The organism is Spirillospora sp. NPDC046719, assembly GCF_040645715.1.
In the GTDB taxonomy this organism is placed as follows: domain Bacteria; phylum Actinomycetota; class Actinomycetes; order Streptosporangiales; family Streptosporangiaceae; genus Spirillospora.
In genome coordinates this window covers 1-24,612 of sequence record NZ_JBEYYT010000117.1, presented here as the reverse complement: position 1 = coordinate 24,612, position 24,612 = coordinate 1, and the positions used below count along the sequence as shown (strand labels likewise).

Annotated in this window: 23 protein-coding genes; 7 read left to right on the top strand and 16 right to left on the bottom strand. The window is 72.8% G+C overall.

Annotated elements, in window-relative coordinates; genetic code table 11:
- The first annotated feature begins 73 nt into the window (after nucleotides 1-73).
- Nucleotides 74-1,084 (top strand): LacI family DNA-binding transcriptional regulator, encoded by a 1,011-nt coding sequence (locus ABZ914_RS21230; protein WP_500195020.1) that lies wholly within the window; start codon nucleotides 74-76, stop codon nucleotides 1,082-1,084.
- 14 nt (nucleotides 1,085-1,098) lie between these two features.
- Here ABZ914_RS21230 and ABZ914_RS21225 read toward each other — a convergent pair whose 3' ends face one another.
- The gene (locus tag ABZ914_RS21225) at nucleotides 1,099-1,881 is read right to left on the bottom strand and encodes an SAM-dependent methyltransferase (protein ID WP_500195018.1); all 783 of its coding nucleotides are present in this window, start codon (nucleotides 1,879-1,881) and stop codon (nucleotides 1,099-1,101) included.
- 51 nt (nucleotides 1,882-1,932) lie between these two features.
- On the opposite strand from ABZ914_RS21225, the gene ABZ914_RS21220 reads away from it, so the two are divergent.
- Together ABZ914_RS21220 and ABZ914_RS21215 are read left to right on the top strand one after the other, a co-directional pair.
- Entirely contained in the window at nucleotides 1,933-2,415 is a 483-nt protein-coding gene (locus ABZ914_RS21220; RefSeq protein ID WP_500195017.1) for a tRNA-specific adenosine deaminase, read from the top strand.
- A gap of 82 nt (nucleotides 2,416-2,497) precedes the next feature.
- Nucleotides 2,498-2,968, top strand: coding sequence for a nuclear transport factor 2 family protein (locus ABZ914_RS21215; RefSeq protein ID WP_500195015.1), 471 nt, complete (start codon nucleotides 2,498-2,500; stop codon nucleotides 2,966-2,968).
- Between the two features lie 21 nt (nucleotides 2,969-2,989).
- Here ABZ914_RS21215 and ABZ914_RS21210 read toward each other — a convergent pair whose 3' ends face one another.
- The 14 genes from ABZ914_RS21210 to ABZ914_RS21145 all read right to left on the bottom strand — a co-directional run bounded on the left by ABZ914_RS21210 (nucleotide 2,990) and on the right by ABZ914_RS21145 (nucleotide 20,430).
- Complete coding sequence (locus ABZ914_RS21210; protein ID WP_500195014.1) at nucleotides 2,990-3,535, bottom strand: TetR/AcrR family transcriptional regulator; 546 nt, start codon at nucleotides 3,533-3,535, stop codon at nucleotides 2,990-2,992.
- 12 nt (nucleotides 3,536-3,547) lie between these two features.
- The gene (locus ABZ914_RS21205; RefSeq protein WP_500195012.1) at nucleotides 3,548-4,180 is read right to left on the bottom strand and encodes a hypothetical protein; all 633 of its coding nucleotides are present in this window, start codon (nucleotides 4,178-4,180) and stop codon (nucleotides 3,548-3,550) included.
- A gap of 115 nt (nucleotides 4,181-4,295) precedes the next feature.
- Nucleotides 4,296-7,286 carry a glycoside hydrolase family 3 protein gene (locus tag ABZ914_RS21200; protein ID WP_500195010.1) on the bottom strand — a complete coding sequence of 997 codons (2,991 nt, stop codon included), beginning with the start codon at nucleotides 7,284-7,286 and terminating at the stop codon, nucleotides 4,296-4,298.
- Nucleotides 7,287-7,394: 108 nt separating this feature from the next.
- Nucleotides 7,395-8,429, bottom strand: a complete 1,035-nt coding sequence (locus ABZ914_RS21195) for a LacI family DNA-binding transcriptional regulator (RefSeq protein WP_500195008.1) — start codon at nucleotides 8,427-8,429, stop codon at nucleotides 7,395-7,397.
- On the bottom strand, nucleotides 8,426-9,799 hold the full coding sequence (locus ABZ914_RS21190; protein WP_500195006.1) for a GH1 family beta-glucosidase: 1,374 nt from the start codon (nucleotides 9,797-9,799) through the stop codon (nucleotides 8,426-8,428). Before ABZ914_RS21190 ends, ABZ914_RS21195 begins: the two co-directional genes overlap by 4 nt.
- Nucleotides 9,799-12,090: an alpha-xylosidase gene (gene yicI / locus ABZ914_RS21185; protein ID WP_500195004.1), complete on the bottom strand. Its 2,292-nt coding sequence runs from the start codon at nucleotides 12,088-12,090 to the stop codon at nucleotides 9,799-9,801. Before yicI ends, ABZ914_RS21190 begins: the two co-directional genes overlap by 1 nt.
- Nucleotides 12,090-12,980 (bottom strand): carbohydrate ABC transporter permease, encoded by an 891-nt coding sequence (locus tag ABZ914_RS21180; protein WP_500195003.1) that lies wholly within the window; start codon nucleotides 12,978-12,980, stop codon nucleotides 12,090-12,092. The genes yicI and ABZ914_RS21180 overlap by 1 nt, the downstream gene beginning before the upstream one ends.
- Entirely contained in the window at nucleotides 12,977-13,939 is a 963-nt protein-coding gene (locus ABZ914_RS21175; protein WP_500195001.1) for a carbohydrate ABC transporter permease, read from the bottom strand. Before ABZ914_RS21175 ends, ABZ914_RS21180 begins: the two co-directional genes overlap by 4 nt.
- Nucleotides 13,936-15,222 (bottom strand): ABC transporter substrate-binding protein, encoded by a 1,287-nt coding sequence (locus ABZ914_RS21170; protein ID WP_500195000.1) that lies wholly within the window; start codon nucleotides 15,220-15,222, stop codon nucleotides 13,936-13,938. Before ABZ914_RS21170 ends, ABZ914_RS21175 begins: the two co-directional genes overlap by 4 nt.
- A gap of 184 nt (nucleotides 15,223-15,406) precedes the next feature.
- The gene (locus tag ABZ914_RS21165) at nucleotides 15,407-16,816 is read right to left on the bottom strand and encodes a protein kinase domain-containing protein (RefSeq protein ID WP_500194998.1); all 1,410 of its coding nucleotides are present in this window, start codon (nucleotides 16,814-16,816) and stop codon (nucleotides 15,407-15,409) included.
- 20 nt (nucleotides 16,817-16,836) lie between these two features.
- Nucleotides 16,837-17,628: a putative hydro-lyase gene (locus ABZ914_RS21160; RefSeq protein WP_500194996.1), complete on the bottom strand. Its 792-nt coding sequence runs from the start codon at nucleotides 17,626-17,628 to the stop codon at nucleotides 16,837-16,839.
- Nucleotides 17,625-18,584 carry a 5-oxoprolinase subunit C family protein gene (locus tag ABZ914_RS21155; protein WP_500194995.1) on the bottom strand — a complete coding sequence of 320 codons (960 nt, stop codon included), beginning with the start codon at nucleotides 18,582-18,584 and terminating at the stop codon, nucleotides 17,625-17,627. Before ABZ914_RS21155 ends, ABZ914_RS21160 begins: the two co-directional genes overlap by 4 nt.
- Nucleotides 18,581-19,189: a 5-oxoprolinase subunit B family protein gene (locus tag ABZ914_RS21150; RefSeq protein ID WP_500194993.1), complete on the bottom strand. Its 609-nt coding sequence runs from the start codon at nucleotides 19,187-19,189 to the stop codon at nucleotides 18,581-18,583. Before ABZ914_RS21150 ends, ABZ914_RS21155 begins: the two co-directional genes overlap by 4 nt.
- Before the next feature lie 8 nt (nucleotides 19,190-19,197).
- Nucleotides 19,198-20,430, bottom strand: coding sequence for an NRAMP family divalent metal transporter (locus tag ABZ914_RS21145; RefSeq protein WP_500194991.1), 1,233 nt, complete (start codon nucleotides 20,428-20,430; stop codon nucleotides 19,198-19,200).
- Nucleotides 20,431-20,592: 162 nt separating this feature from the next.
- Between ABZ914_RS21145 and ABZ914_RS21140 the strand changes: the two genes are divergently transcribed.
- Entirely contained in the window at nucleotides 20,593-21,288 is a 696-nt protein-coding gene (locus tag ABZ914_RS21140; protein ID WP_500194989.1) for a GntR family transcriptional regulator, read from the top strand.
- Nucleotides 21,289-21,333: 45 nt separating this feature from the next.
- Here ABZ914_RS21140 and ABZ914_RS21135 read toward each other — a convergent pair whose 3' ends face one another.
- Nucleotides 21,334-21,966 carry a GntR family transcriptional regulator gene (locus ABZ914_RS21135; protein WP_347257075.1) on the bottom strand — a complete coding sequence of 211 codons (633 nt, stop codon included), beginning with the start codon at nucleotides 21,964-21,966 and terminating at the stop codon, nucleotides 21,334-21,336.
- 144 nt (nucleotides 21,967-22,110) lie between these two features.
- Between ABZ914_RS21135 and pdhA the strand changes: the two genes are divergently transcribed.
- From pdhA to ABZ914_RS21120, 3 genes are all read left to right on the top strand, one after another.
- Nucleotides 22,111-23,274, top strand: a complete 1,164-nt coding sequence (pdhA, locus tag ABZ914_RS21130) for a pyruvate dehydrogenase (acetyl-transferring) E1 component subunit alpha (RefSeq protein WP_500194988.1) — start codon at nucleotides 22,111-22,113, stop codon at nucleotides 23,272-23,274.
- An 11-nt stretch (nucleotides 23,275-23,285) separates the two neighbouring features.
- Nucleotides 23,286-24,302, top strand: coding sequence for an alpha-ketoacid dehydrogenase subunit beta (locus ABZ914_RS21125; RefSeq protein ID WP_500194986.1), 1,017 nt, complete (start codon nucleotides 23,286-23,288; stop codon nucleotides 24,300-24,302).
- Nucleotides 24,299-24,612 (top strand): biotin/lipoyl-containing protein (locus ABZ914_RS21120; protein WP_500194985.1); only part of this gene is annotated, 314 nt, incomplete at its 3' end. The genes ABZ914_RS21125 and ABZ914_RS21120, both read left to right, overlap by 4 nt.

Genomic DNA, 24,612 nt, shown 5'->3' with positions numbered 1-24,612 from the left:
CGGCCCGGCGGGACGGCGGGACGGCGGGACGGCGGGACGGCGACGACGCCGCAGGAACGACGGAGGGGGCCTGATGACACAGAGGGGCACGCGCCCGACCCTGGAAGAGGTCGCGGCGCGCGCCGGCGTCGGCCGCGGCACGGTGTCCCGGGTGGTCAACGGGTCGCCGCGGGTGAGCGAGCGGGCCCGGCAGGCGGTGCTGAAGGCGATCGACGAGCTCGGGTACGTGCCGAACCGGGCGGCCCGCACGCTGGTCACCCGGCGCACCGACACCGTCGCGCTGGTGGTCGCGGAGTCCGACCAGCGGCTGTTCGGCGAGCCGTACTTCGCCGGGATCATCCGGGGGATCAGCAACGGCCTCGGCGACACCGGGCTGCAGCTGCTGCTCGCGCTCGCCCGCTCCCCCGCCGAGTACGCGCGCCTCGAGCACTACCTGACCACCCAGCACGTGGACGGGGTGCTGCTCACCTCGCTGCACGCCGAGGACCCGCTGCCCGCGAAGCTGGAGGCCAACGGGGTGCCGACGGTGCTCGGCGGCCGCCCGCCGGGGCTGTCGCCGGTCAGCTACGTCGACGTCGACAACCGGCTCGGCGCCCGCGAGGCCGTCGCGCACCTCATCGCCGGCGGGCGGCGGCGCATCGCGACGATCGCCGGCCCGCAGGACATGGGGGTGGGCATCGACCGGCTCGCCGGCTACCGGGAGGCGCTCGGCGAGGCGGGGCTGCCGGAGTACGTCGCGTTCGGCGACTTCGGCGAGGCCACCGGCATCACCGCCGCGGAGCGGCTGCTGGCCGGCGAGCCCGCGGTGGACGCGGTGTTCGCCGCGAGCGACCCGATGGCGCTCGGCACGCTGCGGGTGCTGCGCCGGCTCGGCCGCCGCGTCCCCGACGACGTCGCGGTGATCGGCTTCGACGACTCCGCCGCGGCGCCGCTGGCCGACCCGCCGCTCAGCAGCGTGCACCAGTCTCCGGAGGAGATGGGCGTGGCGATGGCGCGGCTGCTGGTGTCGCGGATCCGCGGCGAGGCCGTCGCGGACCCGGTGGTCATCATGCGCCCGCACCTCGTCCTGCGCGAGTCGGCGTAGCCCGCCGGCGAGGCTCAGCGGCGCGCGACGCCGGCGTACATCCAGCGGGTGCCCTCGCCGGCGTCGTCGGGCCGCCACTGCGGCACCCACACCACGCCCGGTTCCACCAGCTCGAACCCGTCGAACAGGGCCTCCACCTCGGCGCGGTCGCGGCTGCGCAGCCGTGCCGTGGCCTCGCGCCACGCGCCGACGGCCTGCCTGCCGCGCTCCGGCTGGCCCTCGGTGGTGCTGTGCGAGAGGGCGAGCAGGCTGCCCGGGGCCATGACGTCGCGGAACGCGGCGATGGCCGCCCGCGCCTGCTCGTCCTCGGCGAAGTGCAGCACGGCGAGCATCAGCACCGCCACCGGGCGGTCGAAGTCGATCAGCTCGCGCAGCCTCGCGTTCCCCAGGATCCCGGCGGGTTCGCGGACGTCCCCGCGGATCACCGCGGTGGTCGCGGACGCCGGCAGCAGCGCCCGCGCGTGCACGAGGACGATCGGGTCGTTGTCGACGTAGACGACGCGCGCCGACGGGTCCAGCGCCTGCGCGACCTCGTGCACGTTCCCCTGCGTCGGCAGCCCGGTGCCGATGTCGACGAACTGCCGGACGCCCGACTCGATCGCGAACCGCACGGCGCGGCCGAGGAACGCCCGGTTCTCCCGCGCGGCCTGCGGGATGTCGGGGCCGGCGTCGGTGGCGACCTTCGCGGCCGCGCGGTCGACGGCGAAGTTGTCCTTGCCGCCGAGGAAGACGTCGTAGATCCGCGCGGGGCTCGCGGTGCGGGTGTCCACGCCAGGAGGGGCGAGCTCCTCGTTCATGCCCCCACCTTATGATCATTAGGGACGCACCGGACCCGAGACGAGGATTTCATGGCCTACGAACCGACCGAAGAAGAGCTGGTCCATCTGCGCCGCGCCGTCGAGCTGGCCGCCGAGGCGCTGGCCGACGGGGACGAGCCGTTCGGCACCGTGCTGGTGTCGGCGTCCGGCGAGGTGCTGTTCGAGGACCGCAACCGCACCGCCGGCGGCGACCAGACCCGGCACCCCGAGTTCGAGGTCGCGCGCTGGGCCGCCGCGCACATGGCGCCGGAGGAGCGCGCCGACGCCGTCGTCTACACCTCCGGGGAGCACTGCCCGATGTGCTCGGCCGCGCACGGCTGGGTCGGCCTCGGCCGCATCGTCTACGTCCACTCGTCCGCGCAGGTGAGCGAGTGGCGTGCCGCTCTGGGGGTCCCGCCGTCGCCGGTCAGCGCGATCCCGGTCCAGGACGTGGTGCCCGGCATCCGGGTCGACGGGCCCGTCCCCGCGCTGGAGGCCGAGGTCCACGACCTGCACGTGCGCGCCTGCTCCTGAGTCCCGCCGAGCGGGACCGCTCCACAGGGCCCGGCGCGCCGCGGCTTGAATGGCCGCTCGTCCCACCGTCAGGAGTTCCCGCATGTCCGACGCCCTTCCGGCCGACCAGGCCGTCCGGAATCTGATCTTCGCCTACGCCGAGGCCGTCGACGGCGGCGACTTCGCCGCGGTCGGCGCGCTGTTCGCGCACGGCGACTTCGTCAGCAGCGGCGCCACCCTGACCGGGGACGCGGTGGCGCGGATGTTCGAGAAGACGATCATCCGCTACGACGACGGCACGCCGCGGACCAAGCACGTCACCACCAACGTCGCCATCGAGCTGGACCGCGCCACGGCCACCTCGACGTCGTACTTCACCGTGATGCAGGCGACGCCGGAGCTGCCCCTCCAGGCGATCTGCGCCGGCCGCTACGACGACCGCTTCGAGCTGCACGACGCCCGCTGGCGCTTCGCCGAGCGCCGCATCACCCTGGAGCTCGTCGGCGACGTCGCCCACCACCTGCGCCGCCCCGACACCCTCCCTCCCCACCTGCGCCCCGCCACCTCGCGGTGAGCCGGGGCGGCGCGCCGCACCTCAGCGGAAGGACTCGTCCAGGGCGTCGATCAGGCGGGTGAAGGTCTCGTCCAGGGACTCCGGCAGGCCGAAGGCCGCGTCGCGCTCCAGCGACGCGAACCCGTGGCAGGCGATCCGCCACATGCGGATCGCGTGGACCAGGTCGCCGCCCTCGAGCCGGTAGCCCCGGAACGCGGACGCGATGACGGCGATCGCCCGGTCGGAGACCGCCTCGTGCTCCGCGTCGCCGGGCGCCGGCGCCCGGACGCTCGCGGCGTACCGTCCGGGATGCGCGGCGGCGTAGGCGCGGTAGGCGGCCGACAGCTCCGCGAGCGCCTCGCGCCCGGTCACGCCCGCGACGGCCGCCGCGAGCCGCGCCGTCATCTCCTCCACGGCCAGCATCGCGATGCCGCGCTTGACCGCGTCCAGGCCGTCGACGTGCTTGTACAGGCCGGGGAGCGACACCCCGCACCGCTTGGCGACGGCCGCGAGGGTGAGCCGTTCGAGGCCCGTCTCGTCGGCGACGTCCGCGGCGACCCGGACGACCCGCTCCGGGGTCAGGCCCACGCGCGGCACGCCCTACCCGGCCTTCCGGGCGAGGGCGAGACCGGAGCCGGTGACGAAGAGGATCAGCAGGGGCAGCGACACGTAGGCCAGCGTAGCGACGCCGGTGAGCAGCAGTGCGTAACCGATGCCGGATCCGGCGATGGCGGCGGCGAGCGCGAAGCCCGCGTAGTTCAGCCAGCGCGGGAGCACCCCGGCGACCGCGCCCGCGGCGCCGACGGCAGCGAGGAAGAACATCTTGACGCCGTCCGCGCGGTTGAGCGCTTCCAGCAGCGCGTGCGCGGTTCCCGGCGTGGACGTGGCGACCAGCGCCAGCCCGATCGCGAACTGCGCCAGCGAGATGGCCGCGGCCACCATCCCGGCGCCCGCCGCGATCCGCCCGGCGCGCGACCACCGGGCCGCCCGCCCGAGCGCGAGCGGGACGAGCGCGAGCGCCGCCGCGGGCAGCCCCTCGGTGAGCAGGAACTGCACGGCCGCCGCGCCGCCGTGCCCGGCGTAGTCGCGGACGATCGCGCTTCCGCTCGCCCCGAACCCGGGCGACGGCACCGGGACCGACAGCCCGGCGGCCCACGAGACCAGGAACCCGGCCCCGGCGACCGCGGGGACGCTCAGCAGCTTCTTGCGCGACGCGACGGCGATGGAGGCCATGCCACTCTCCTCAGAACGGTTAATGCGATTAGCCAAAAGTTAATCGCATTAACCGTCGATTGGCAAGCCCCCCGGACGGGCCCCGCCCCGGGCTCGCCGGGACGGGGCCCTCGCGTCAGCGGAGGGTGAGGGTGCTGAGGCGGGCCTCGCCGGTGAAGACGAGGTAGAGGTCGTGGCGGCCGGTGGCGCGCAGGGCGGCCGTCACGTCCTTGTAGGCGTACCTGTCGCCGGTGGACGGGATGGTGAAGGTCGCGGCCACGGGGCCGGTCGGACTGTCGAGGCGGGCCTGGACGGTGGTGTTCCCGGCGGTCTCCTTGGCCGCGCGGAGGGTGAGGGTGCCGTTCTTCAGGGCGGAGTCCTCGAACGAGATCCACGCGTTCGCGGTGCCGGCGACCGCGTCGCCCGCCGCCTTGGACTCGTCGACGAGCTGGACGGCGTTCTGGTCGTCGAAGTCGGCGGCGCGGGTCGGCCGGGTGAGGTCGCGGGCGGGGACGCGCTCGCCGTGGACCTCGACGGTGGCGCGCTGCCGGATGTCGGTCGACGAGGAGCCGATGAGGACGTCCTGCTTCGAGGTCTCCAGCGTCCACCTGTTGCGGGTGACGTCCCAGGTCGCGAGGTCCGACGCCTTGACGCGCAGCGTCACCGAGGCGGTCCGGCCCGGCGCGACGTGCACCTTCTGGAAGGCGCGCAGCTGCTCGACGGGCTGCTTCACGCGGGACGTCCGCTGGTGCGTGTAGAGCTGGACGACCTCGTCCGCCGCCCGCTTGCCGGTGTTGGTGACCGGGACGGTGACGGTCAGCGTCTTGCCGCCGGACAGCGAGCGGCCGCTGAGCTTCGGCTCGCCGTACCGGAACGTCGTGTAGGTGAGGCCGTAGCCGAACGGGTAGAGCGGCTTGCCCTTGTAGTAGAGGTACGTGCGGTCGGACTTGATGATGTCGTAGTCGAGGATGTCGGGCAGGTCGCTCTCGGAGCGGTACCAGGTCTGGGGCAGCTTCCCGGACGGGCTCTCGTCGCCGAACAGGACGGACGCGAGGGCGTTGCCGGTCTCGGCGCCCGCGTGGCTCGTCCACAGGATCGCCGGGACGTTCGCCTGCTCCCAGGTGAGGGTCGTCGGGTAGCTGTTCTCCACGACGACGACCGTGTTCGGGTTGGCCTTGCGGACGGCCTTGATCAGCTCCTCCTGGCCTTCGGCGAGCGCCATGGTCGTGCGGTCGTGGTCCTCGCGGCCGTTGATGAACGGCATGCTGCCGACCACGACGACGGCGGTGTCCGAGCCGGCCGCGGCCTTGACGGCGGAGTCGACGCCGCTACTGACGACGTCCTTGGCGAACGAGCTGGCGTCGTCCTTGGTGGTGAGGACGAGCGTGCCGTCGTCCTGGACCTTCACGTAGACCTTGGTGGGGTCGGCCCAGTCGTACGCCTTCTCGTAGCCCGCGTAGCGCAGCAGGTAGCCGCCGTCGCCCTGCTTCTCCAGCTTGAACATCTGCTGGACGAACCAGCCGTTCGGCTGGTCCTGGTCGTTGGCGAAGGTGTTGCCGGAGTGGATGCCGACGGTCTTGCCGTTGGCGGCGCTGCGCAGCGTGACGATGCCCTGGCCCCAGTCGAACACGTCGAACTGGGCGGAGGCGTCGGGGGTGGTCGGGCCCGTCTTGAGGACGGCCCCGGCGGCGGTCGTCCCGCCCGCCACGTACTTGCCGGTCTTCACGTCCTTGAGGGCGATGCGGTCGACGCCCTCGCTGGACGCGACGTTGCCCGCGCCGGCCTTCGCCTTGATGCCGTCCAGCGGCGTCACGCCGTACGGCAGCGAGCCCGAGTACCAGTCGGTGTAGAGGGTGTTCGACAGTGGGCCGACGACGGCGACCTTCTTGCCGGACGCGAGGGGCAGCGCGCCGCTCTGGTTCTTCAGCAGCACCATCTGCTCGGTCGCGGCCTTGCGTTCGAGGGCGCGGTGCGCGGGGCTGTCGATGACGTCCTTGGTGATCTTCCCGTACTCGCCGCCGCCCGGGTCGAACTCGCCGAGCCGCACGCGGACGCTGAGGACGTCGCCCACGGCGCGGTCGAGGTCGGCCTCGCTGAGCAGGCCCTTGGACAGCGCCGTCTTCACCGCGTTGACGGTGATGGACGAGTTGGTGTCGTCGGTGGTGAAGCTGTCGACGCCCGCCTTGATCGCGGCGGCGTCGCCCGCGGGCAGGTCCGGGTAGTACTGCTCGGAGCCGACGAGGTTGTTGGGCGCGCCCGCGTCGGTGACGTTGAGCAGGGTCCTGCCGCTCCATTTCCGGGCGTCGTTCACCAGCGGCGACGCGGTCGCCGGGCGTCCGTTGACCAGGTTGTAGGAGGTCATCAGGCCGGTCGCGGCGTCCTGCGTCAGCGGCAGCCGGAACGGGACCTCGTCGTACTCCTTCAGCACGCGGGGCCGCACGCTGGACGACGTCTGGTCGCGGCGGATCTCGTTGTTGTAGGCGAGGTAGTGCTTGAGGACGGGCGCGGCCTTGAGGTGGTCGGGGTCGTCGCCCTGCATGCCCTTGCCGTAGGCGGTGGCGAGCAGGCCGGTGAGCAGCGGGTCCTCGGAGTAGCCCTCCTCGTTGCGTCCCCAGCGCGGGTCGCGCAGCAGGTTGACGACGGGCGCCCACAGCTGCAGGCCCCACACGTCCGGGTCGATGGTGTTGTAGCCGCGGGCCTCGTCGCCGACGGCGGATCCGACCTCCTTGAGCAGCGCCGGGTCCCACGTCGCGCCGAGGCCGACGGACTGCGGGAACACCGTGCCCTTGGCGGTCCGGACGGCGCCGGACGCGTTGACGTCGGTGGACCACGCGACGCCGTGCAGCGCCTCGGTCCCGGTCTTGAACCGCTTGATCCCGAGGCGCGGGATCGCCGGCTCGTACTGGTGGAGCAGGGAGATCTTCTCGTCGGTCGTGAGCCGTCCGAGCAGGTCCTTGACGCGGGCGTCGACGGACAGCCGCGGATCGCGGAACGGGTAGGTCTCGGTGGCCGAGGCGGCGGGGACCGCCGTCCACGCGGCGGGCGCCGCGATCACGGCGGCCACGGCCAGCGACAGGGCCCGGCGGCGACGGCCGGGGAAACGGGGGGTGGGGCGGGTGGTGTGCACCTGTTCTCCTCTGTGGCTCGTCCCCCGAGTACGGTTGTCGAAGCGCTTCGACGATCGGGCCGCGCGGGCCCGGGGCATGCCTCCTTCAGGTCCGGCGGGGCGGGAGGGTCAGCGCGGTGCCGGGGCGGAACTCGCGCGCGGGGTCAGGGCCGGCGGCAGCAGCGTCGCGGCCGGGACGGCCTCGCCGCCGAGCTTGCCCATCAGCAGCTCGACGGCGCGCCCGCCCACCTCCTGGGCGGGGATCGCGACCGACGACAGCGGCGGCTCGGCGTGCTCGGCCATCTCGTCCGGGCAGATCGCCACGACCGACACGTCCTGCGGGACGGCGCGGCCGTGCGCGCGCAGCGCCCGCACGACCGTGTCCACGACCGGCTCGTTGTGGACGAGGATCCCGGTCAGCCCGGGGCGTTCGGCGAGCAGCCGGGCGACCAGCGCGCGGGCCGCCTCCGGGGTCGCCTCGCACGGGTGGACGCCGCCGGCGAGCCCGTGCTCGCGGACGGCCGCGCCGAACCCGTCGGCGACCCGCTGCGCGAACCCGGTCCGCCGCGCGTACACCTCGGGCGGCGAGCCGATCAGCGCGACCTCGCGGTGCCCGAGCCCGGCCAGATGCTCCACGCAGACCGCGCCGGCCGCGTGGAAGTCCAGGTCGATGCAGGTCAGGTCGCCGGCGTCGGCGGGGAAGCCGATGAGCACGCTCGGCCGGTCCAGGGAGCGCAGCAGCGGCAGCCGCGGGTCCTCCATCTGGACGTCCATCACGATGAGCGCGTCCACGAGGGCGCTGTCGGCCACGCGGCTCAGGCCGTCCTCGCCCTCCTCCTGGGTCAGCAGCAGGACGTCGTGGTCGTGCCGCCGCGCGGCGGTCACCACCGACATCGCGAACTGCATGACGACGGGCACCGCGATGCCGGAGCGCAGCGGGATCATCAGGGCGAGGACGTTGGAGCGGCTGCTCGCCAGCGCGCGGGCGCCGGCGTGCGGGCGGTAGCCGAGCTCGCGGATGCTGTCGCGGACGCGCCGCCGGGTCTCCTCGGAGATCGTGCGCTTGCCGCTCAGCACGTAGGACACCGTGCTCGGGGACACCCCGGCGTGCCGCGCCACGTCGGTGATCTTGACCACGGACCGTCCCGTCGTCGAGCGGTTCATTTTGCGTCCGATGCTAGCGATGCGCGGATCGCGTCGCGGTACCAGAACGCACTGTCCTTCCAGGTTCGCTCGCCCGTGCCGTAGTCGACGTGGATCAGCCCGAAGCGCCGGTCGTACCCGTAGGCCCACTCGAAGTTGTCGAGCAGCGACCAGGCGAAGTATCCGCGCAGGTCCACGCCCGCTTCGCAGGCGCGCTCGGCGGCGGCGATGTGGTCGCGCAGGTAGGCGACGCGGCGCTCGTCGCGCACCCGGCCGTCCACGACCTCGTCCTCGAACGCGGCGCCGTTCTCGGTGATCATCAGCGGCACGTCCGGGTACTCGCGGTGCAGCCGCAGCAGCAGCTCCTCCAGGCCGGAGGCGTCGATCGGCCAGCCCATCGCCGTGTACGGGCCGGGCTGCCGCACGAAGTCCAGGCCCTCGCAGCCGACGAACGGGGTCGCGGCGCCGCGCTTGTGGCCGTCGTCGGACTCGCGCGGCGACGTCCCGTCCCACACGCGGACGAGCGTCGGCGAGTAGTAGTTGACGCCGAGGACGTCGAGCGGCGCGGCGATGACGTCGGCGTCGCCGTCCCGGACGAACGCCCAGTCGCTGATCTCCGCGGTGTCGGCGAGCAGGTCGGCGGGGTAGCCGCGGCCGAGCATCGGGTCGAGGAAGATCCGGTTCGCGACGGCGTCGGCCCGCCGCACGGCCTCGGCGTCGCCGCGCAGGTGGTGCAGGTTGAGCGTGACCGAGTGCCGCGCGGACGGCGGCACGACGCCGCGCAGCGCCCGCACCGCCAGCCCGTGCGCGAGGTTCAGGTGGTGGGCGGCGGCGAGCGCGTCCGCCGGGTCGGTGCGGCCGGGCGCGTGGACGCCCGCGGCGTAGCCGAGGAACGCCGAGCACCACGGCTCGTTCAGCGTGGTCCAGGTGGCGACGCGGTCGCCGAGCACCCGGCCGACGCGTTCGGCGTAGTCGGCGAAGCGGCGGGCGGTGTCGCGCTCCGGCCAGCCGCCCGCGTCCTCCAGCTCCTGCGGCAGGTCCCAGTGGTAGAGGGTCGCGACGGGCGAGATGCCGTTCTCGAGCAGTTCGTCAACGAGCCGCGAGTAGAAGTCGAGGCCCTTCTGGTTCGGCTTCCCCTCGGGCAGCACGCGCGACCACGAGATGGAGAACCGGTACGCGCCGAGCCCGAGGCGCGCCATCGACGCGACGTCCTCTTTCCAGCGGTGGTAGTGGTCGGTGGCGACGTCGCCGGTGTCGCCGTTCAGCACCTTGCCCGGCGTGCGGCTGAAGGTGTCCCAGATGGACGGCGTGCGGCCGTCCTCGCGGGCGGCGCCCTCGATCTGGTACGACGCGGTCGCCGCGCCCCACAGGAACCCCTCCGGGAAGCCCATCAGTTCTCCTCTTCCAGAGTGATGACGAGTTCGCCGCCGGCGGCCTTCACCAGCACCCCCTGCGGATGCTCCGACGCCTCGCCTCCCTCCACCGCCGCGACGCGCGCGTTCACCAGGAGGACGTTCCAGGCGCCCGCGCCGGTGACCCGCAGCGTGGCGCCGTTCCGCACCGTGGTGAAGGACGTGTCGTCGACCTGCGTGAGCACGGTCGTCCCGTCGGCCGGTTCGTAGACGCGCAGCGTCACGCCGTCGGCGTGGTCGTAGTCGGGACGGTCGTCCACCGAGCCCTCGGGGATCACCGCGCCGGGACGGGCCAGCAGCGGCACGCTGCCGAACCCGTGCCGTTCCCGCACCCACCGGCCGCCGTGCACGCGCTCGCCGGTGAGGTAGTGCGTCCACACGCCGTCCGGGACGTAGTAGGAGATGTCGCCGTCCGCCGAGAACACGGGCGCGACGAGCAGGTCGTCGCCGAGCATGTACTGGCGTTCGAGATGCGTGCAGGCCGGGTCGTCCGGGAACTGCAGCACCATCGCCCGCATCATCGGCAGGCCCTCGCCGTACGCCTGCCGCGCCGCCCCGGAAAGGTAGGGCATCAGCCGCATCTTCAGTTTCGTGAAGTCGCGGAGGACGTCCACCGACTCCTCGTCGAACAGCCACGGCACCCGGTACGAATGGCTGCCGTGCAGGCGGCTGTGCGAGGACAGCATCCCGAACGCGATCCACCGCTTGAACAGCGCCGGATCGGGCGTCCCCTCGAACCCGCCGATGTCGTGGCTCCAGTACCCGAACCCCGACAGGCCGAGGGAAAGGCCCCCGCGCAGGCTCTCGCCCATCGCCTCGAACGTCGATTCGCAGTCGCCGCCCCAGTGCACCGGGAAACGCTGCCCGCCGGTCGTCGCGGACCGGGCGAACACCACCGCCTCGCCCTCGCCGCGCTTCTTGCGCAGCAGTTCGAAGACGGTCTGGTTGTAGAGGTAGGTGTAATAGTTGTGCGCGCGTTCCGGGTCGGAGCCGTCGTGGTAGACGACGTCGGTCGGGATGCGCTCGCCGAAATCGGTCTTGAAGCAGTCGACGCCCATGTCCATGAGCGCCTCCAGCTTCGCCGCGTACCACTCCCGGGCCTCGGGGTTGGTGAAGTCGACCACCGCGAGGCCGGGCTGCCACTTGTCCCACTGCCAGACGTCGCCGTCCGGCCTGGTCAGCAGGTAGCCGCGCGCCCGCCCCTCGGCGAACAGCGGCGAGCGCTGCCCGATGTACGGGTTGATCCAGACGCAGATCCGCAGCCCGCGCTCCTTGAGCCGGCGCAGCATCCCCGCCGGGTCCGGGAACACGCGCGGGTCCCATTCGAAGTCGCACCACTGGAACTCGCGCATCCAGAAGCAGTCGAAATGGAACACGCTGAGCGGCAGGTCCCGCTCGGCCATCCCGTCGATGAACGAGGAGACGGTCGCCTCGTCGTAGTCGGTGGTGAACGAGGTGGACAGCCACAGGCCGAACGACCAGTCCGGCAGCCGCGCCGGCCGCCCGGTCAGCGCCGTGTACTTGCGCAGGATCTCCCGCGGCGACGGCCCGTAGATGACGAAGTACCGCATCGACTGGCCCTCGACGCTGAACTGCGTCCGCGCGACGGCCTCGGAGGCGACCTCGAACGAGACGTGCCCGGGATGGTCGACGAACACGCCGTATCCCGCGTTCGTCAGGTAGAACGGCACGTTCTTGTACGCCTGCTCGCTGGCGGTGCCGCCGTCGGCGTTCCAGATGTCGACGGACTGGCCGTTCTTCACCAGCGGCCCGAACCGTTCGCCGAGCCCGTACACGAAGTGGTCGACGCCGAGATCGAGCTGTTCCCGGACGTAGTGCTTGCCGTCGTCGGTGTCGATGACCGCCGTCGCCTTCGGCGCCGTCCCGGTCAGCCGCCGCCCGCCCGCGAGGAAGTCGACGCCCCACTCCCCGCCGCGCCGGACCCGCACGGTCAGCGCCCCGGACGTCAGTTCCGCCGCGTCCTCGTCCACCCGGACGTCCCCGGTGGGATCGGCGGCCAGCTCGAACCGCGGCCCGCGGGCCCTCTCCCCCGCGAAATGGGTGATGGTGACGCCGATGACGTCCGGCATGGGCGACGCGCAGTCCACCGTCACCACCGGGCCCTTGAGCAGGTCGCCCCGGTGCCGGATCCGCTGCACGGGCGCCTGCACCGAGAACGAGCCGGGCCCTTCCGCGACGTCGAGGACCTCCACCGGATGAACGGCGTGCACACCCTCGCGCATCATCCAGTAGCCGTCACTGAACTTCATTACTTGATTGCCCCCGCAGTCAGTCCGCGCGCCAGGGTGCGCTGGAAGATGAGGAAGAACACGACGGTCGGGAGGAGGCCGAGGAGCGCGGCGGCGCTGGACATGGTGGCGTCCATGAGGCGCTGCCCCTGCAGCACGCCGAGCGCGACGGAGACCGTCTGGTTCTCGTTGGAGATGAGGAAGACCATGGGGATGAGGAACTCGTTCCACGTCCACACGAAGAAGAAGACGAGCAGCACGCTCAGCGTCGGCCGGACGACCGGGACGACCACCCGCCACAGGACCTGCCAGCGGTTCGCGCCGTCGATCCGGGCCGCCTCCAGCAGCGGGCGCGGGAACGCCGACATCACCGACGACAGCAGGTAGGTGCCGAACGCGCTCTGCACCACCGTGAACACGATGATCACGCTGAGCCGGGTGTCGTAGATCCCGAACTGCTTCGCCAGGTGGTAGAGCGGGTAGACGAGCGCCTCCTGCGGCAGCGTGTTGGCCAGCAGGAGCAGCGCGAGCAGCCAGATGCGGCCCTTGATGCGGCCGATGCCGAGCGCGTAGGCGTTGAACACCGACAGCAGGACGGCCAGCACCGCGACCGAGCCGCTGATCAGCACGCTGTTGAACAGCACGTGCCCGAAGTCGACCCGGTCCCAGAAGTCGCGGATCGCGTCGAAGTTCAGGCCCGACGGCGGCGCGAGCGGCCCCTTGGAGGTGTACTCCTGCGGGGTCTTCAGCGCGTTGAACACCACGACCAGGAACGGGATCAGCATGATCCCGGCCAGCGCGGCGAGCGCGACGAGCACCGCGTAGGCGGACGGGCCGCGGCGGCGCCTCCGGCGCGCGGCGCCCTGCCGGTCGCGCGCCGGCGCGGCCGGCTCGGTGATCGTCACGGTCATCGCTCCTCCCCCAGGTCACGTCCTTGCATCCGCAGGAAGACGACGGTGAGCGCGACGATGACGAGCGTCAGCACGGTCGCGATCGCCGAGCCGTAGCCGACGTCGGACTTCTCGAAGAAGTTGACGTAGGAGTAGTACGACGGGACGTTCGTGGCGCCGCCCGGACCGCCCTTCGTCAGCACGAAGATCTGCGGGAACGCCTTGAGCGCGGCGATCGTCGTCCACAGCAGCACGACGAAGATCTCCGGCCGGATCTGCGGGATCGTGATGTGCCGGAACCGCCGGGCCCACGAGGCGCCGTCGATCTCGGCGGCCTCGTACAGCGACGGGTCGACGCGCTGGAGCCCCGACATGAAGACCACGAGCGGGAAGCCGATCTGCATCCACACCATGACGCCGAGGACGGACCACAGCGCGGTGGACGGGTCGCCGAGCCAGTCGTGCGCGAGCGATCCGAGCCCGACGTCCTTCAGCAGGGTGTTCACCGCGCCGTTGTCCGGCGCGAGCAGCCAGCTCCACACGACGCCGGCGATGACGACCGGCAGCACCTGCGGCAGGTACAGGCAGGCCCGCAGGATCGCCGCGGCGCGCGGCCCGAAGTGCCGGTCGATCAGGTCGGTGAGGGCCGCCGCCAGCACCAGCCCGATCGCCGTCGGGACGATCGCCATCCCGATGATGACCAGGACGTTGTGCCGGAACGAGGCCCAGAACTCCCCGTCCTTCACGAGCTCCCGGTAGTTGTCGAGGCCGGCCCAGGACGGGCTGCCGACGCCGGACCAGTCGGTGAAGCTCGTCCCGACGTTCATCAGGAACGGCACGCCGATGACGGCGGCGAACAGCAGCAGCCCGGGGATCAGGTACGGCAGGTAGGCGAGCTGCTCGCGCGCCCTCCCCCGGCCGTCCGGCCGGGGCGCGGCGGCGGCGCCGCGCCCCTTCCGGGCCTCATGGCGCGTGGTCACTTGGGCAGGCCGGAGTCGTAGGTCTTCTGCAGCGCGCCGAGCGCGTCACCCGGCGCGGTGCCGTTCATGATCTTCTGGCCCTGCGCGACCCAGGCGTCGTAGAAGCCGGCGACCGGCCAGTCCGGGTAGTACGCGAGCTGGTTGTTCTGCGCGAGTGTGGTGAAGTCGTCGGTGAGCTTCTTGACCTTCGGGTCGGTGATCGCCGACGGGTCGGCCGCGACGGGGATGCCGCCGAGGTTGCCGAGCATGTTCTGGACCTTCTTCTTCATCGTGATGTCGATGAAGTCGTAGGCGAGCTGCTTGTTCTTCGAGCCCTTGGGGACGACCCACAGGTTGCCGCTGGAGCCGAGCGTCATCTTCGCGCCGGGCCAGACGGAGGTCTCCCAGTCGAACTTGGCCTCCTTGGCGACCCGGCCGAACCACCAGGACCCGGAGAACATCATCGGGAACTTGCCGCTCATGAAGGCGACGCCCGCGTCCTCGGCCTTCTGGCTCACCGAGTTCTTGGCGATGTAGCCCTTCTTCACCCAGTCGGCGAACGTGGCGGCGCCGGCCGTCCAGGCGGCGTCCTTGAAGTCCGGCTTGGCGGTGTAGCGCTGGTAGGCGTCCACCCAGGACCGGTCGGGCGCCTTGTCGAGGGCGAGCTGGTAGATGAACTGCTGCGCCATGTACTCGGCGCCGGCGTTGGTCAGCGGCGTGACGCCCTTGGCGACGAACTTGTCCATCGCGGCGGTCAGCTCGGCGAAGGTCGTCGGGATCGCGACGCCGTTCTTCTTGAACAGGTCCTTGTTGTAGTAGACCTGCAGGTACTCGCCGTAGTTGGGCACGCCGTACCATTTGTCGCCGCCCATGGTGCCCTTGGCGTCGTACTTGGCGGTGACCTGGACGCCGGGACTGACCAGCTTGTCCCAGCCGCGCTTGGTGACCTCCGGGGTGAGGTCCTGGAGGAGGCCCTGCTTGGAGAGCATCCCGGCGGTCGCGTTGCCCTTGTTGTACTCCAGGACGTCGGGGGCGTCCTTGGAGTTGAGGACCATCGGCGCGGTCTTCTGGATCTGCTCGAAGCCCTTCTCCTCGAACTTCACCTTCACGCCGGGATGGGCGGCCTCGAACTCCTTGATCGCCTCGTTCCACGCCGCGCCCATGGCGCTGTCGGGGGCCTCGTAGTGCCAGAGCTTGAGCACCTTGCCGCCGGAGTCGCCGCCGTCGCCGCCACAGGCGGAAAGCGACAGGGCCGCGGCGGCGAGGGCGGCGAGCAGCGCCGCGCTCCTGCCTGCCTTGAACATGGGGGGATCCTTCGCGGGGGTGGGACCGGGGTGGTCGGATCGATGAGGGTGTCGAAGCGCTTCGATTGACGGGGATGCTAAGCCCTGGGTGAGCCGCCACACAATAGGCCGAACGGCATTCACCACCGAAAACGGGCACTGAACTGCGGGAACTTTCTGGGAGCGCTCCCACTCACGGCCGGGGCTAGCGGCACTCCCCGCCGTTCAGGGTGAACCTGGACGGCCGCCCGTTGCCCGCGTCCCGCTTGCCGAGGAACCCGAACTCGACCGTCCCGCCCGGCGGGATCGACCGGTTCCAGTCCGCCGCGGTGACGGTCACCGAGGCGCCGTCCTGCTGCTGCCCGGCGTTCCACACCTGCGTGATCGACTGGCCGTCGGGGAAGTCGAACGCCAGCCGCCAGCCGTCGATCGCGGCCGTCCCGAGGTTGGTGATCCGCACCGTCGCCTGGAAGCCCTGCGGCCACGACCCGTCGATCCGGTACGCCACCGAGCACGCGGTGACCGCCGCGGTCGTCCGCGCCGGGGACGGCGCCGGCGGGCGGCCCGGCCCGTCCGAGGACCGGGACGAGCCCGGCGTCAGCAGGCCGATGAGCAGGGCCGCCAGCCCCGCCGCGCCGATCCCCGCACCGGCGATGATCAGAGGCTTGCGGCCCGGCGGCCGGGACGCGGGCCCGGCCGGGAGCGCGGCCGGGAGCGCGCCGGAGGTCGGCCCGTCGGGCGGTGGCTCGTCCAGCACGCGGGTCGGCGGGTGCTCCTCGTCCGGCGGGGGCGCCGGCTCCGGCGTGGACTGCGGGAAGGGGGCGAGCTGGACGCCGGCCGCGTCCGCGAGGACCCGCGCGGCCTCCGGCGCCGCCGGGCGGGCCTCGGGGTCCTCGTCCAGGCAGCGGCGGCACAGCTCCGTGACCTCGGCGGGGACGCCGTCCGGCGGCGCGCCGAGGACGGGTGCGGGCGCGTCGCCGGTCAGCGCCTGGTTCAGCACGACGCCGAGCGAGAAGACGTCGGCGGCCGGCCCTGGCTCCGCGCCCGCGAGCAGCTCGGGGGCGACGTAGGCCGGGGTGCCGAGGAGGGGCCCGCCGGACGTCCCGGTGAACGCGATGCCGAAGTCGAGGACCTTCACCCCGACCGGCGTCAGGAACACGTTCGCCGGCTTGATGTCGCGGTGCACGACCCCGGCGGCGTGCGCGGCGGCCAGCGCGTCGGCGATCCGGGCGCACACGCCCGCCGCCTCCCGCCAGGGCATCGGGCCGCGCGCGAGCCGCGCCGCCAACGTCTCCCCGTCCAGCAGCTCCATCACCACGTACGGGACGCGGCGCCGCTGCGCGAACCGGCCCGTCCGCGGGGTGACGTCGTCCTCGCCGTAGTCGTACACGCCGGTGATGCTCGGGTGGGCGAGGCCGGCGGCGGCCTTGGCCTCCTGGCGGAGCCGGCGGCCGAGCTCCTCCGGCCAGCCGTCCGCCGGGACCTTGACCGCGACGGCGCGGTCGAGGACGAGGTCGGTGGCGCGCCAGACGGTGGCCATCCCGCCGGCGCCCAGCGGCGCCTCCAGGACGTAGCGCTCGCCGAGCCGGTCGCCGGGGGCGACGATCTCGGGCATGGACGAAGCCTATGCCGGACTCAGGGCACGAGGTACCGGGAGTCGCGCGCGTCGGTGATCGCCATGTGCCCGGGCGCGTGGCCGATCGCCAGCTTCGGGCGGGACGCCATGACCGCGGCCTGCGGCGTCACCCCGCACGCCCAGAACACCGGGATCTCGTCCACCCGGACCTCGACGGGGTCGCCGAAGTCCGGCTCGTCCAGGTCGGCGATGCCGAGCTCGACGGGGTCGCCGACGTGCACGGGAGCGCCGTGCACGGACGGGTACCGGGCGGTGACGCGGACCGCGTCGGCGACCTGCGCGGCGGGGACGGGCCGCATCGACACCACCAGCGGGCCGCCGAACTCGCCGGCGCGGCGGCACATCCGGTTCGTCCGGTACATCGGGACGTTGGTGCTCTGCTCGATGTGCCGGACGGGGACGCCCGCCTCGCGCAGCGCGTCCTCGAACGTGAAGCTGCACCCGATGAGGAAGGAGACCAGGTCGTCGCGCCAGTACCCGGTGACGTCGGTCACCTCGGCGACCGGTTCGCCGTGCTCGTACACGACGTAGCCGGGCAGGTCGGTGCGCAGGTCGCCGGCGAACAGCGACGCCGACACCGCGCCCGGCTCGGTGACGTCCAGCACGGGGCACGGCTTGGGGTTGCGCTGCGCGAAGAGCAGCAGGTCGTAGGCCTGGTCGCGGGGGACGGCGATGAGGTTCGCCTGCGTCCAGCCGGAGCACCACCCGGCCGTGGGGACGCGCAGTCCGGCGCGGAACAGCGCCCTTGCCTGGTCCGGGGAGAGCGAGCCCGGGTCGATCGGATTCGTCACGGTCCCTCCTGTCTGATCTGTTCGGCCTGTTCGGCCTGTTCGGCCTGTTCGGCGCGTCCGGCCCGTTCGGTCGGCGGTCCTGCGAGCGGGGGCGCGGGATGCGGGCGGAACCGCAGCCGCTGCCCGGGGCGCGCCTGGGCGGCGCGCCCGACGTCGGCGGAGACGACCACCGCGATGACCGGGTAGCCGCCGGTGACCGGGTGGTCGGCGAGGAACAGCACGGGCAGCCCGGACGGCGGGACCTGCAGCGCGCCGGTGACGGTGCCCTCGCTGGGCAGTTCGCCGCGCCCGGCGTGCCGGAGGCGCGGGCCGTCCAGCCGCATGCCGACCCGGTCGATCTCGCTGGTCACCTCGTAGGGCGAGCTGAACAGGGCGTCCAAGGCGCCGGGGGCGAGCCAGTCGGCGCGGGGGCCCGGGATCGCGCGCAGCACGAGGTCGCGGGCAGGCGGCGGCGCGACCGGAAGGACGTCCAGCAGCGGGTCCCGGCGCGGCGCCGGGCCGATCGGCAGCAGATCGCCGGGCTTGAGCGGGGCGGGGCCGAGGCCGGACAGCGTGTCGGTGGAGCGGGAGCCGAGGACGGGCGGGACCGCGATCCCGCCGCGGACGGCCAGGTAGCTGCGCAGGCCGGTGGGCGGCGCGCCCATCCGCAGCTCACCGCCGTCCGGGACGTGGAAGACGGAGAAGGGGGCGACGGCGCGGCCGTCGACGGTCATGGGGACGGGTGCGCCGGTCACGGCCGCGAACACGCCCCCGCGGGCGCGGACGTGCAGCCCGCCGAAGGTGGTCTCGATGGCGGCGGCGTCCTCGGGATTGCCGACCGCGCGGTTCGCGAGCCGGAACGAATCCGGGTCCGCGGCGCCCGCCACCCCCACGCCGAGCGCCGCGTGACCCGGACGTCCCAGATCCTGAACGGTTGCCAGGAGTCCTGATCGGAGAACGTCCAAGCCCCGCTTCATGGTTCCCTCCGGACGAAACAAACTTTTCCCCCGGGCCGGAGCAGGGCGGGCGGGTCGCGGTCGAGGTCCCACAGGACGGCCTCCGTACGCCCTATGAGCTGCCAGCCTCCCGGCGACTCGACCGGGTAGACGCCGCTGAAGCGGCCCGCGAGGCCGACCGCGCCGGCCGGGACCCGGACCCGCGGGGTGCCGCGGCGCGGGACGTCCAGCCGCGGGTCGCCGCCGTCGAGGTAGCCGAATCCTGGCGCGAACCCGGTGAACGCGACCCGCCACGGGGTGCCGGTGTGGGCGGCGACGACGCCGTCCGGGGTGAGTCCGGTGAGCGCGGCGACCTCGTCGAGGTCCGGGCCGTCGTAGACGACGGGGACCTCCACGGCCGCCGCGGAACCGGCCGCCGTGCCGGGGCGCACGCCGCGCACGGCGGCGGCGACCCCGGCGGGGTCGGCGGACGGGTCGAGCAGCAGGGTGAGGGTGCGGGCCGCCGGGACGATGTCGGCGACGCCGGGCGGCGGCGCGGCGCTGAGCGCCGTGTACAGGCCGAGCATCGCCTCCGCTCCGGGCAGCTCGACGAGCAGCGCCCGGTCGCCGTTCCGCAGGATCCGCACCCGTCCCCTCACTTCCACAGGTCTTCTATGCCCGAGAGCGCGTTCCAGCCGAGGTACAGGGAGAGCAGCCAGGCGGCGACGCCGAGCGCGAGGAGCCAGGCCGGGTACCGGTACCCGCCGAGCAGGTCGCGGCGGCGGGCGGCGACCCACAGGAGCACGGCCAGCCCGAACGGCAGGATGAGGCCGTTCAGCGCGCCGGCGAGGATCAGCAGCTTGGCCGGGGTGGTCCCCATCGCCAGGTAGATCGCGGTGGAGACCAGGATGAACGCGACGACGAGCCGGTTGCGGTGCCGCTCGATCCAGCCGGAGAACGACACCAGGAACGACACCGAGGTGTAGGACGCGCCGATCACCGAGGTGATCGCGGCGGACCACATGATCAGGCCGAACACGCGCAGCCCGGTCTCGCCGGCGGCGTGCTGGAAGGCCGAGGGCGCCGGGTTGTCCTTGGCGAGGGTGACGCCGCCGGCGACGACGCCCAGCACGGCGAGGAAGAGCAGCACCCGCATCACGCCGGTGACGATGATCCCGGTGACGGCGCTGCGGTTGATCTCCCGGATGCTGCCGGGCCCGGTCAGCCCGGATTCGATCATGCGGTGCGCGCCGGCGTAGGTGATGTAGCCGCCGACGGTCCCGCCGATCAGCGTGGTGATGACGAGGAAGTCGACCTGCCCGGGCGCGACGGTCTCGCGGAGCGCGTCGCCGAGCGGCGGCCCGGACTTCACCGCCACGTAGAGCGTCATCACGATCATGACGGCGCCGAGCACCACCACGATCCGGTCCATCGCGACGCCGGCCCGCCGGATCAGGAAGATCGCGATGGCGACCAGCGCGGACAGCGCGCCGCCGATCTTGATGTCCAGGCCGAGCAGCGCGTTCAGCCCGAGCGCGCAGCCGGCCACGTTGCCGATGTTGAACACCAGGCCGCCGAAGACGTCCAGCGCGGCCAGCGCGTAGCCGCCGCCGGGCACCACCCGGTTGCCGAGGTCCTGGGCGCGCCGTCCGGAGACGCCGACGATCCGCCACACGTTCAGCTGGATCGCGATGTCCACCAGCACCGACACCAGGATCGCGAACGCCATCGCGGCGCCGAGCTTGGCGGTGAAGGTGGTCGTCTGGGTGATGAACCCAGGGCCGATGGCGCTGGTGGCCATCAGGAACATGGCGCCGAGGAGCGCGCCGCGGCGGGAGGAGGAGGTGGGCGGGGAGGCCGGCGTGTGGTCGAGGGTGGTGTCCGTCATGGCTGCCCCTTCCGGGGTGTCGGCTTTCCGCCAGCGTAAGGATTGTTCAACAATCCTTCAATCCCCTTGTTGATGAATCCTCTCGGAGAGGGGATACGGTGGTGCCGTACGAGTCACGCGCGCGCCCCCGCGGCGCCGCGCCACCGCGGGGAGGACGGGCCGATGCCGGCGCAGGAGTCGTGGCTGGAGAACATCGCTGCGGCGCGGGACGACATCGGCCGGCTCAGCACCGCGGACCGCGTCGCCCACCTGCTCCGCGAGCAGATCACCGACGGCCGCCTCGCGCCCGGCGACCGGATCCCCGAGGAGGACCTCGGCCGCGCCGCCAAGGTCTCCCGCAACACCATCCGCGAGGCGTTCCGGCTGCTCATCAACGAGCGGCTGCTCGTGCACGAGTTCAACCGGGGCGTGTTCGTCCGCCGCGTCACCGCCGAAGGGCTCGCCGACCTGTACCGGGTCCGCCGCATCCTGGAGTGCGAGGGCGTGCGGTGCGCGCCGTCCGCGCCGCGCGAGGCGCTCGCCCGGGTGGAGGCGGCCGTGGCCGACGGCGAGGACGCCGCCGCCGGCGGGCGCTGGGCGCAGGTCGGCACCGCCGACATCCGCTTCCACCAGGCGCTCGCCGCGCTGGTCGGCAGCCCCCGGGTGGACGAGATGATCCGGCACCTGCTGGCCGAGATGCGCCTGGTCTTCCACGAGATGGGGTCGCCGCGCGAGTTCCACGAGCCGTACCTGGCCCGCAACCGGCGGCTCTACGACCTGCTGGAGCGGGGCGACGTCGCGGCCGCCGAGGCGGAGCTGCGCTCCTACCTCGACGACGCGGAGGCGCAGCTCACCAAGGCCTACCGCGAGCAGGAGTGACCCCCGCCGCGAGGCGGACGGAGACGTGCGGGGACCGCGGGCGCCTCAGGGCGCGTAGTTCATGACGTGGTCGTGCAGCAGCTGCGGGGCCTGCGGGTCGCGGCGGCGGAACGCCTCGATCAGCTCGGCGTGCTCGGCCGACTTGGAGTAGATCTCGGTGTGGTGCAGCCGCAGCGACAGGGTCGTCCACAGCTCGATGCCGAGGCCCTCCCACACCGAGAACAGCAGCCGGTTCCCGGCCGCCTCGACGATCTCGCGGTGGAAGGCGATGCTGAGCCGCATCTGCTCGTGCAGGTCGCCCTCGCGCGCCGCCTCGCTCAGCTGCCGGTTGCGCTCCTCCAGCGCGTCCAGGCAGCCGCTGATCCGCGCCATGCCGAGCTCGGCGGCGGTGCGCTCCAGCCCGGCGCGGACGGGGAAGATCTCGGCGAGGTCCTGCTCGGTGAACTCGCGGACGCGGGCGCCCCGGTTCGGCAGCGACTCGATCAGCCGCTGCGCCTCCAGCTGCCGCAGCGCCTCGCGCACCGGCCCCTGGCTGACGCCGAGCTCGGTGGCGATGCGGCGCTCGACGATGCGCTCGCCCGGCTCCCACCGGCCCGCGCTGATGCCCTCCACGATGAACTCGCGGATCTGGTCGGCGAGCCCGGTGCGCAGCAGCTGGGCGGGGACGGGCGTGTTCACGGGAGCCAATATTAGACGGGGCGACGGTAAGTGAGTCTTGACGCCGGAGGAGATAGACTCGAATATGATCGATCATTGATCAATGATGATCGGTGAGCGTCGTGGCGATCCTACGGCGTTCCCCCGGACTTAGGAAGGTCGCCGATGGCTGAGACCACCCGGTCAGCTACCAAGGCCGCTCCGGCTCGCACGACCCGGAGAGCGCGCGGCACCAAGGCCTCCGGGCCGGCTGCCGCCCCGGCGGGCAACGGCGCCGCGAGCGAGCACGCCGTCAACGGCGCCGCCCCGGACGCCCCGGCGGAGAGCGCCGAGACGCTGGTGGCGTACTACCGCCAGATGCTGCTGATCCGCCGCTTCGAGGAGCGGGCCGCCCGCGCCTACACCGAGGCGAAGATCGGGGGCTACTGCCACCTGAACCTCGGCGAGGAGGCGACCGTCGTCGGCCTGATGGCCGCGCTGCGCCCCACCGACTACCTGTTCACCAACTACCGCGAGCACGGCTACGCCCTCGCCAAGGGCATCTCCGCCGAGCGCGTGATGGCCGAGCTCTACGGGCGCTCCACCGGCGTCTCCAAGGGCTGGGGCGGGTCCATGCACCTGTTCGACGCCGAGGCGCGGCTGCTCGGCGGGTACGGCATCGTCGGCGGGCAGGTCCCGCTCGCGGCCGGCGCCGCCCTCGCCGTCTCCTACAAGGGCGGCGACGAGGTCGTGATGTGCCACATGGGCGACGGGACCACCGCGATCGGCGCGTTCCACGAGTCGCTGAACATCGCCGGCCTCTGGGACCTCCCGGTCGTCTTCGTAGTGATCAACAACGGGCTGGGCATGGGCACCACCGTGGAGCACTCCGCCGCCGAGCCCGAGCTGTACCGGCGCGGCGCCGCCTACCGGATGGAGAGCGTCCGGGTGGACGGCACCGACGTCGTCGCCGTGCGGGACGCCGCTCGCCACGCCGTGGAGCGCGCCCGCAGCGAGAGCAAGCCGTACCTGCTGGAGACCACCAGCCCCCGGCTCAAGGGCCACTCGGTCGTCGACCCGGCCCGCTACCGGTCCAAGGAGGAGAAGGAGGCCCTGAAGGCCGCCGACCCCCTCGCCCGGATGGCGCTGGAGCTGGAGGAGGCGGGGATCCTGTCGCACGACGAGCGCGACCGCCTCGACGCGGAGGTCACCGCCGCGATCGACGCCGCCGCCGCGTTCGCCGACGAGAGCCCGGCCCCCGAGGTCTCCACGCTGTTCGACTACACCTACGCCACCCCCGTCCCGGGCGAGCTGCGCCGCCTGCCCGCCGACCCGGTATTCAGTTCCTGAGGAGCACGCTGATGGCACCCGTCACTTACCGCCAGGCGCTCCGGGACACGCTGCGCGCGGAGATGCTCCGCGACGAGAACGTCTTCCTGATGGGCGAGGAGATCGGGCTCTTCGAGGGCTCCTACAAGATCACCGAGGGGCTGCTGAAGGAGTTCGGGCCGAAACGCGTCCGGGACACCCCGATCGCCGAGGAGGGCTTCGTCGGCGCCGCGATCGGCGCCGCGATGCTCGGCCTGCGCCCCGTCGTGGAGATCATGACGATCAACTTCTCGCTGCTCGCGCTGGACCAGATCGTCAACCACGCCGCCAAGATCTACGGCATGTTCGGCGGCCAGGCCAGCGTGCCGATGGTGATCCGCACCCCGGGCGGCGGCGGCCAGCAGCTCGGCGCCACCCACTCGCAGAACGTCGAGCTGTTCTACTCGTTCATCCCCGGCCTGAAGGTCGTCGCGCCGAGCACGCCCGCCGAGGCGTCGGCGATGCTGAAGGCCGCGATCCGCGACGACGACCCCGTGCTGTTCCTGGAGAACCTCGCCCTCTACAACACCAAGGGCGAGCTGCCGGCCCCGGTCGAGGAGATCGAGCCGGCCGAGATCGGCCGCGCCGCCGTCACCCGCCCCGGCACCGACATCACGATCATCGGCTACTCGCGGATGGCGCGGGTCGCGACCGAGGTCGCCGAGACCCTCGCCGCCGAGGGCGTGTCCGCCGAGGTCGTGGACCTGCGCAGCCTGCGCCCGCTGGACCGCGCCACGATCGTCGAGTCCGTCCGCAGGACCGGCTGCGCGGTCGTCGCCGAGGACGACTGGCTGACCTACGGGATCGGCGCGGAGATCGCCGCGACGATCCAGGAGGGCGCCTTCGACTGGCTGGACGCGCCGGTCCGCCGCGTCGCGATGGCGGAGGTGCCGCTGCCCTACGCCAAGTCCCTGGAGTCGGCGGCGCTGCCGTCCGCCGACTCCCTGCTCACCGCCGTCCGCGACACGCTCCGCGCGACCGGCCGTCCTGTGCTGGAGCCCGCCCGATGACCGAGATCCTCATGCCGCGCCTCTCCGACACCATGGAGGAGGGCGTCATCAGCTCCTGGCAGAAGCAGCCGGGCGACGAGGTGGCGGTCGGCGACGTCCTGGTGGACATCGAGACCGACAAGGCGGTCATGGAGTACGAGGCCTACGAGGCCGGCGTGCTCGAGAAGATCCTCGTCGGCGAGGGCGAGACCGGCGCGGTGGGGGCGCCCATGCCGGGGATAGCCCCCAAGGGGCGCGCGGGGCCCGCCGCGGGGGCGGGGGCGCCGGCGGCCGCCCCGCGCCCCCCGCCCCCGCCCGCGGCCCCGCCCCC

Bases quoted from the DNA above. Each gene is read 5' to 3' on its own strand.
- ABZ914_RS21230 (WP_500195020.1), top strand. From the start codon at position 74: ATGACACAGAGGGGCACGCGCCCGACCCTGGAAGAGGTCGCGGCGCGC.
- ABZ914_RS21225 (WP_500195018.1), bottom strand. From the start codon at position 1,881: ATGAACGAGGAGCTCGCCCCTCCTGGCGTGGACACCCGCACCGCGAGC.
- ABZ914_RS21220 (WP_500195017.1), top strand. From the start codon at position 1,933: ATGGCCTACGAACCGACCGAAGAAGAGCTGGTCCATCTGCGCCGCGCC.
- ABZ914_RS21215 (WP_500195015.1), top strand. From the start codon at position 2,498: ATGTCCGACGCCCTTCCGGCCGACCAGGCCGTCCGGAATCTGATCTTC.
- ABZ914_RS21205 (WP_500195012.1), bottom strand. From the start codon at position 4,180: ATGGCCTCCATCGCCGTCGCGTCGCGCAAGAAGCTGCTGAGCGTCCCC.
- ABZ914_RS21195 (WP_500195008.1), bottom strand. From the start codon at position 8,429: ATGAACCGCTCGACGACGGGACGGTCCGTGGTCAAGATCACCGACGTG.
- ABZ914_RS21190 (WP_500195006.1), bottom strand. From the start codon at position 9,799: ATGGGCTTCCCGGAGGGGTTCCTGTGGGGCGCGGCGACCGCGTCGTAC.
- yicI (WP_500195004.1), bottom strand. From the start codon at position 12,090: ATGAAGTTCAGTGACGGCTACTGGATGATGCGCGAGGGTGTGCACGCC.
- ABZ914_RS21180 (WP_500195003.1), bottom strand. From the start codon at position 12,980: ATGACCGTGACGATCACCGAGCCGGCCGCGCCGGCGCGCGACCGGCAG.
- ABZ914_RS21170 (WP_500195000.1), bottom strand. From the start codon at position 15,222: ATGTTCAAGGCAGGCAGGAGCGCGGCGCTGCTCGCCGCCCTCGCCGCC.
- ABZ914_RS21165 (WP_500194998.1), bottom strand. From the start codon at position 16,816: ATGCCCGAGATCGTCGCCCCCGGCGACCGGCTCGGCGAGCGCTACGTC.
- ABZ914_RS21155 (WP_500194995.1), bottom strand. From the start codon at position 18,584: ATGAAGCGGGGCTTGGACGTTCTCCGATCAGGACTCCTGGCAACCGTT.
- ABZ914_RS21145 (WP_500194991.1), bottom strand. From the start codon at position 20,430: ATGACGGACACCACCCTCGACCACACGCCGGCCTCCCCGCCCACCTCC.
- ABZ914_RS21140 (WP_500194989.1), top strand. From the start codon at position 20,593: ATGCCGGCGCAGGAGTCGTGGCTGGAGAACATCGCTGCGGCGCGGGAC.
- pdhA (WP_500194988.1), top strand. From the start codon at position 22,111: ATGGCTGAGACCACCCGGTCAGCTACCAAGGCCGCTCCGGCTCGCACG.
- ABZ914_RS21125 (WP_500194986.1), top strand. From the start codon at position 23,286: ATGGCACCCGTCACTTACCGCCAGGCGCTCCGGGACACGCTGCGCGCG.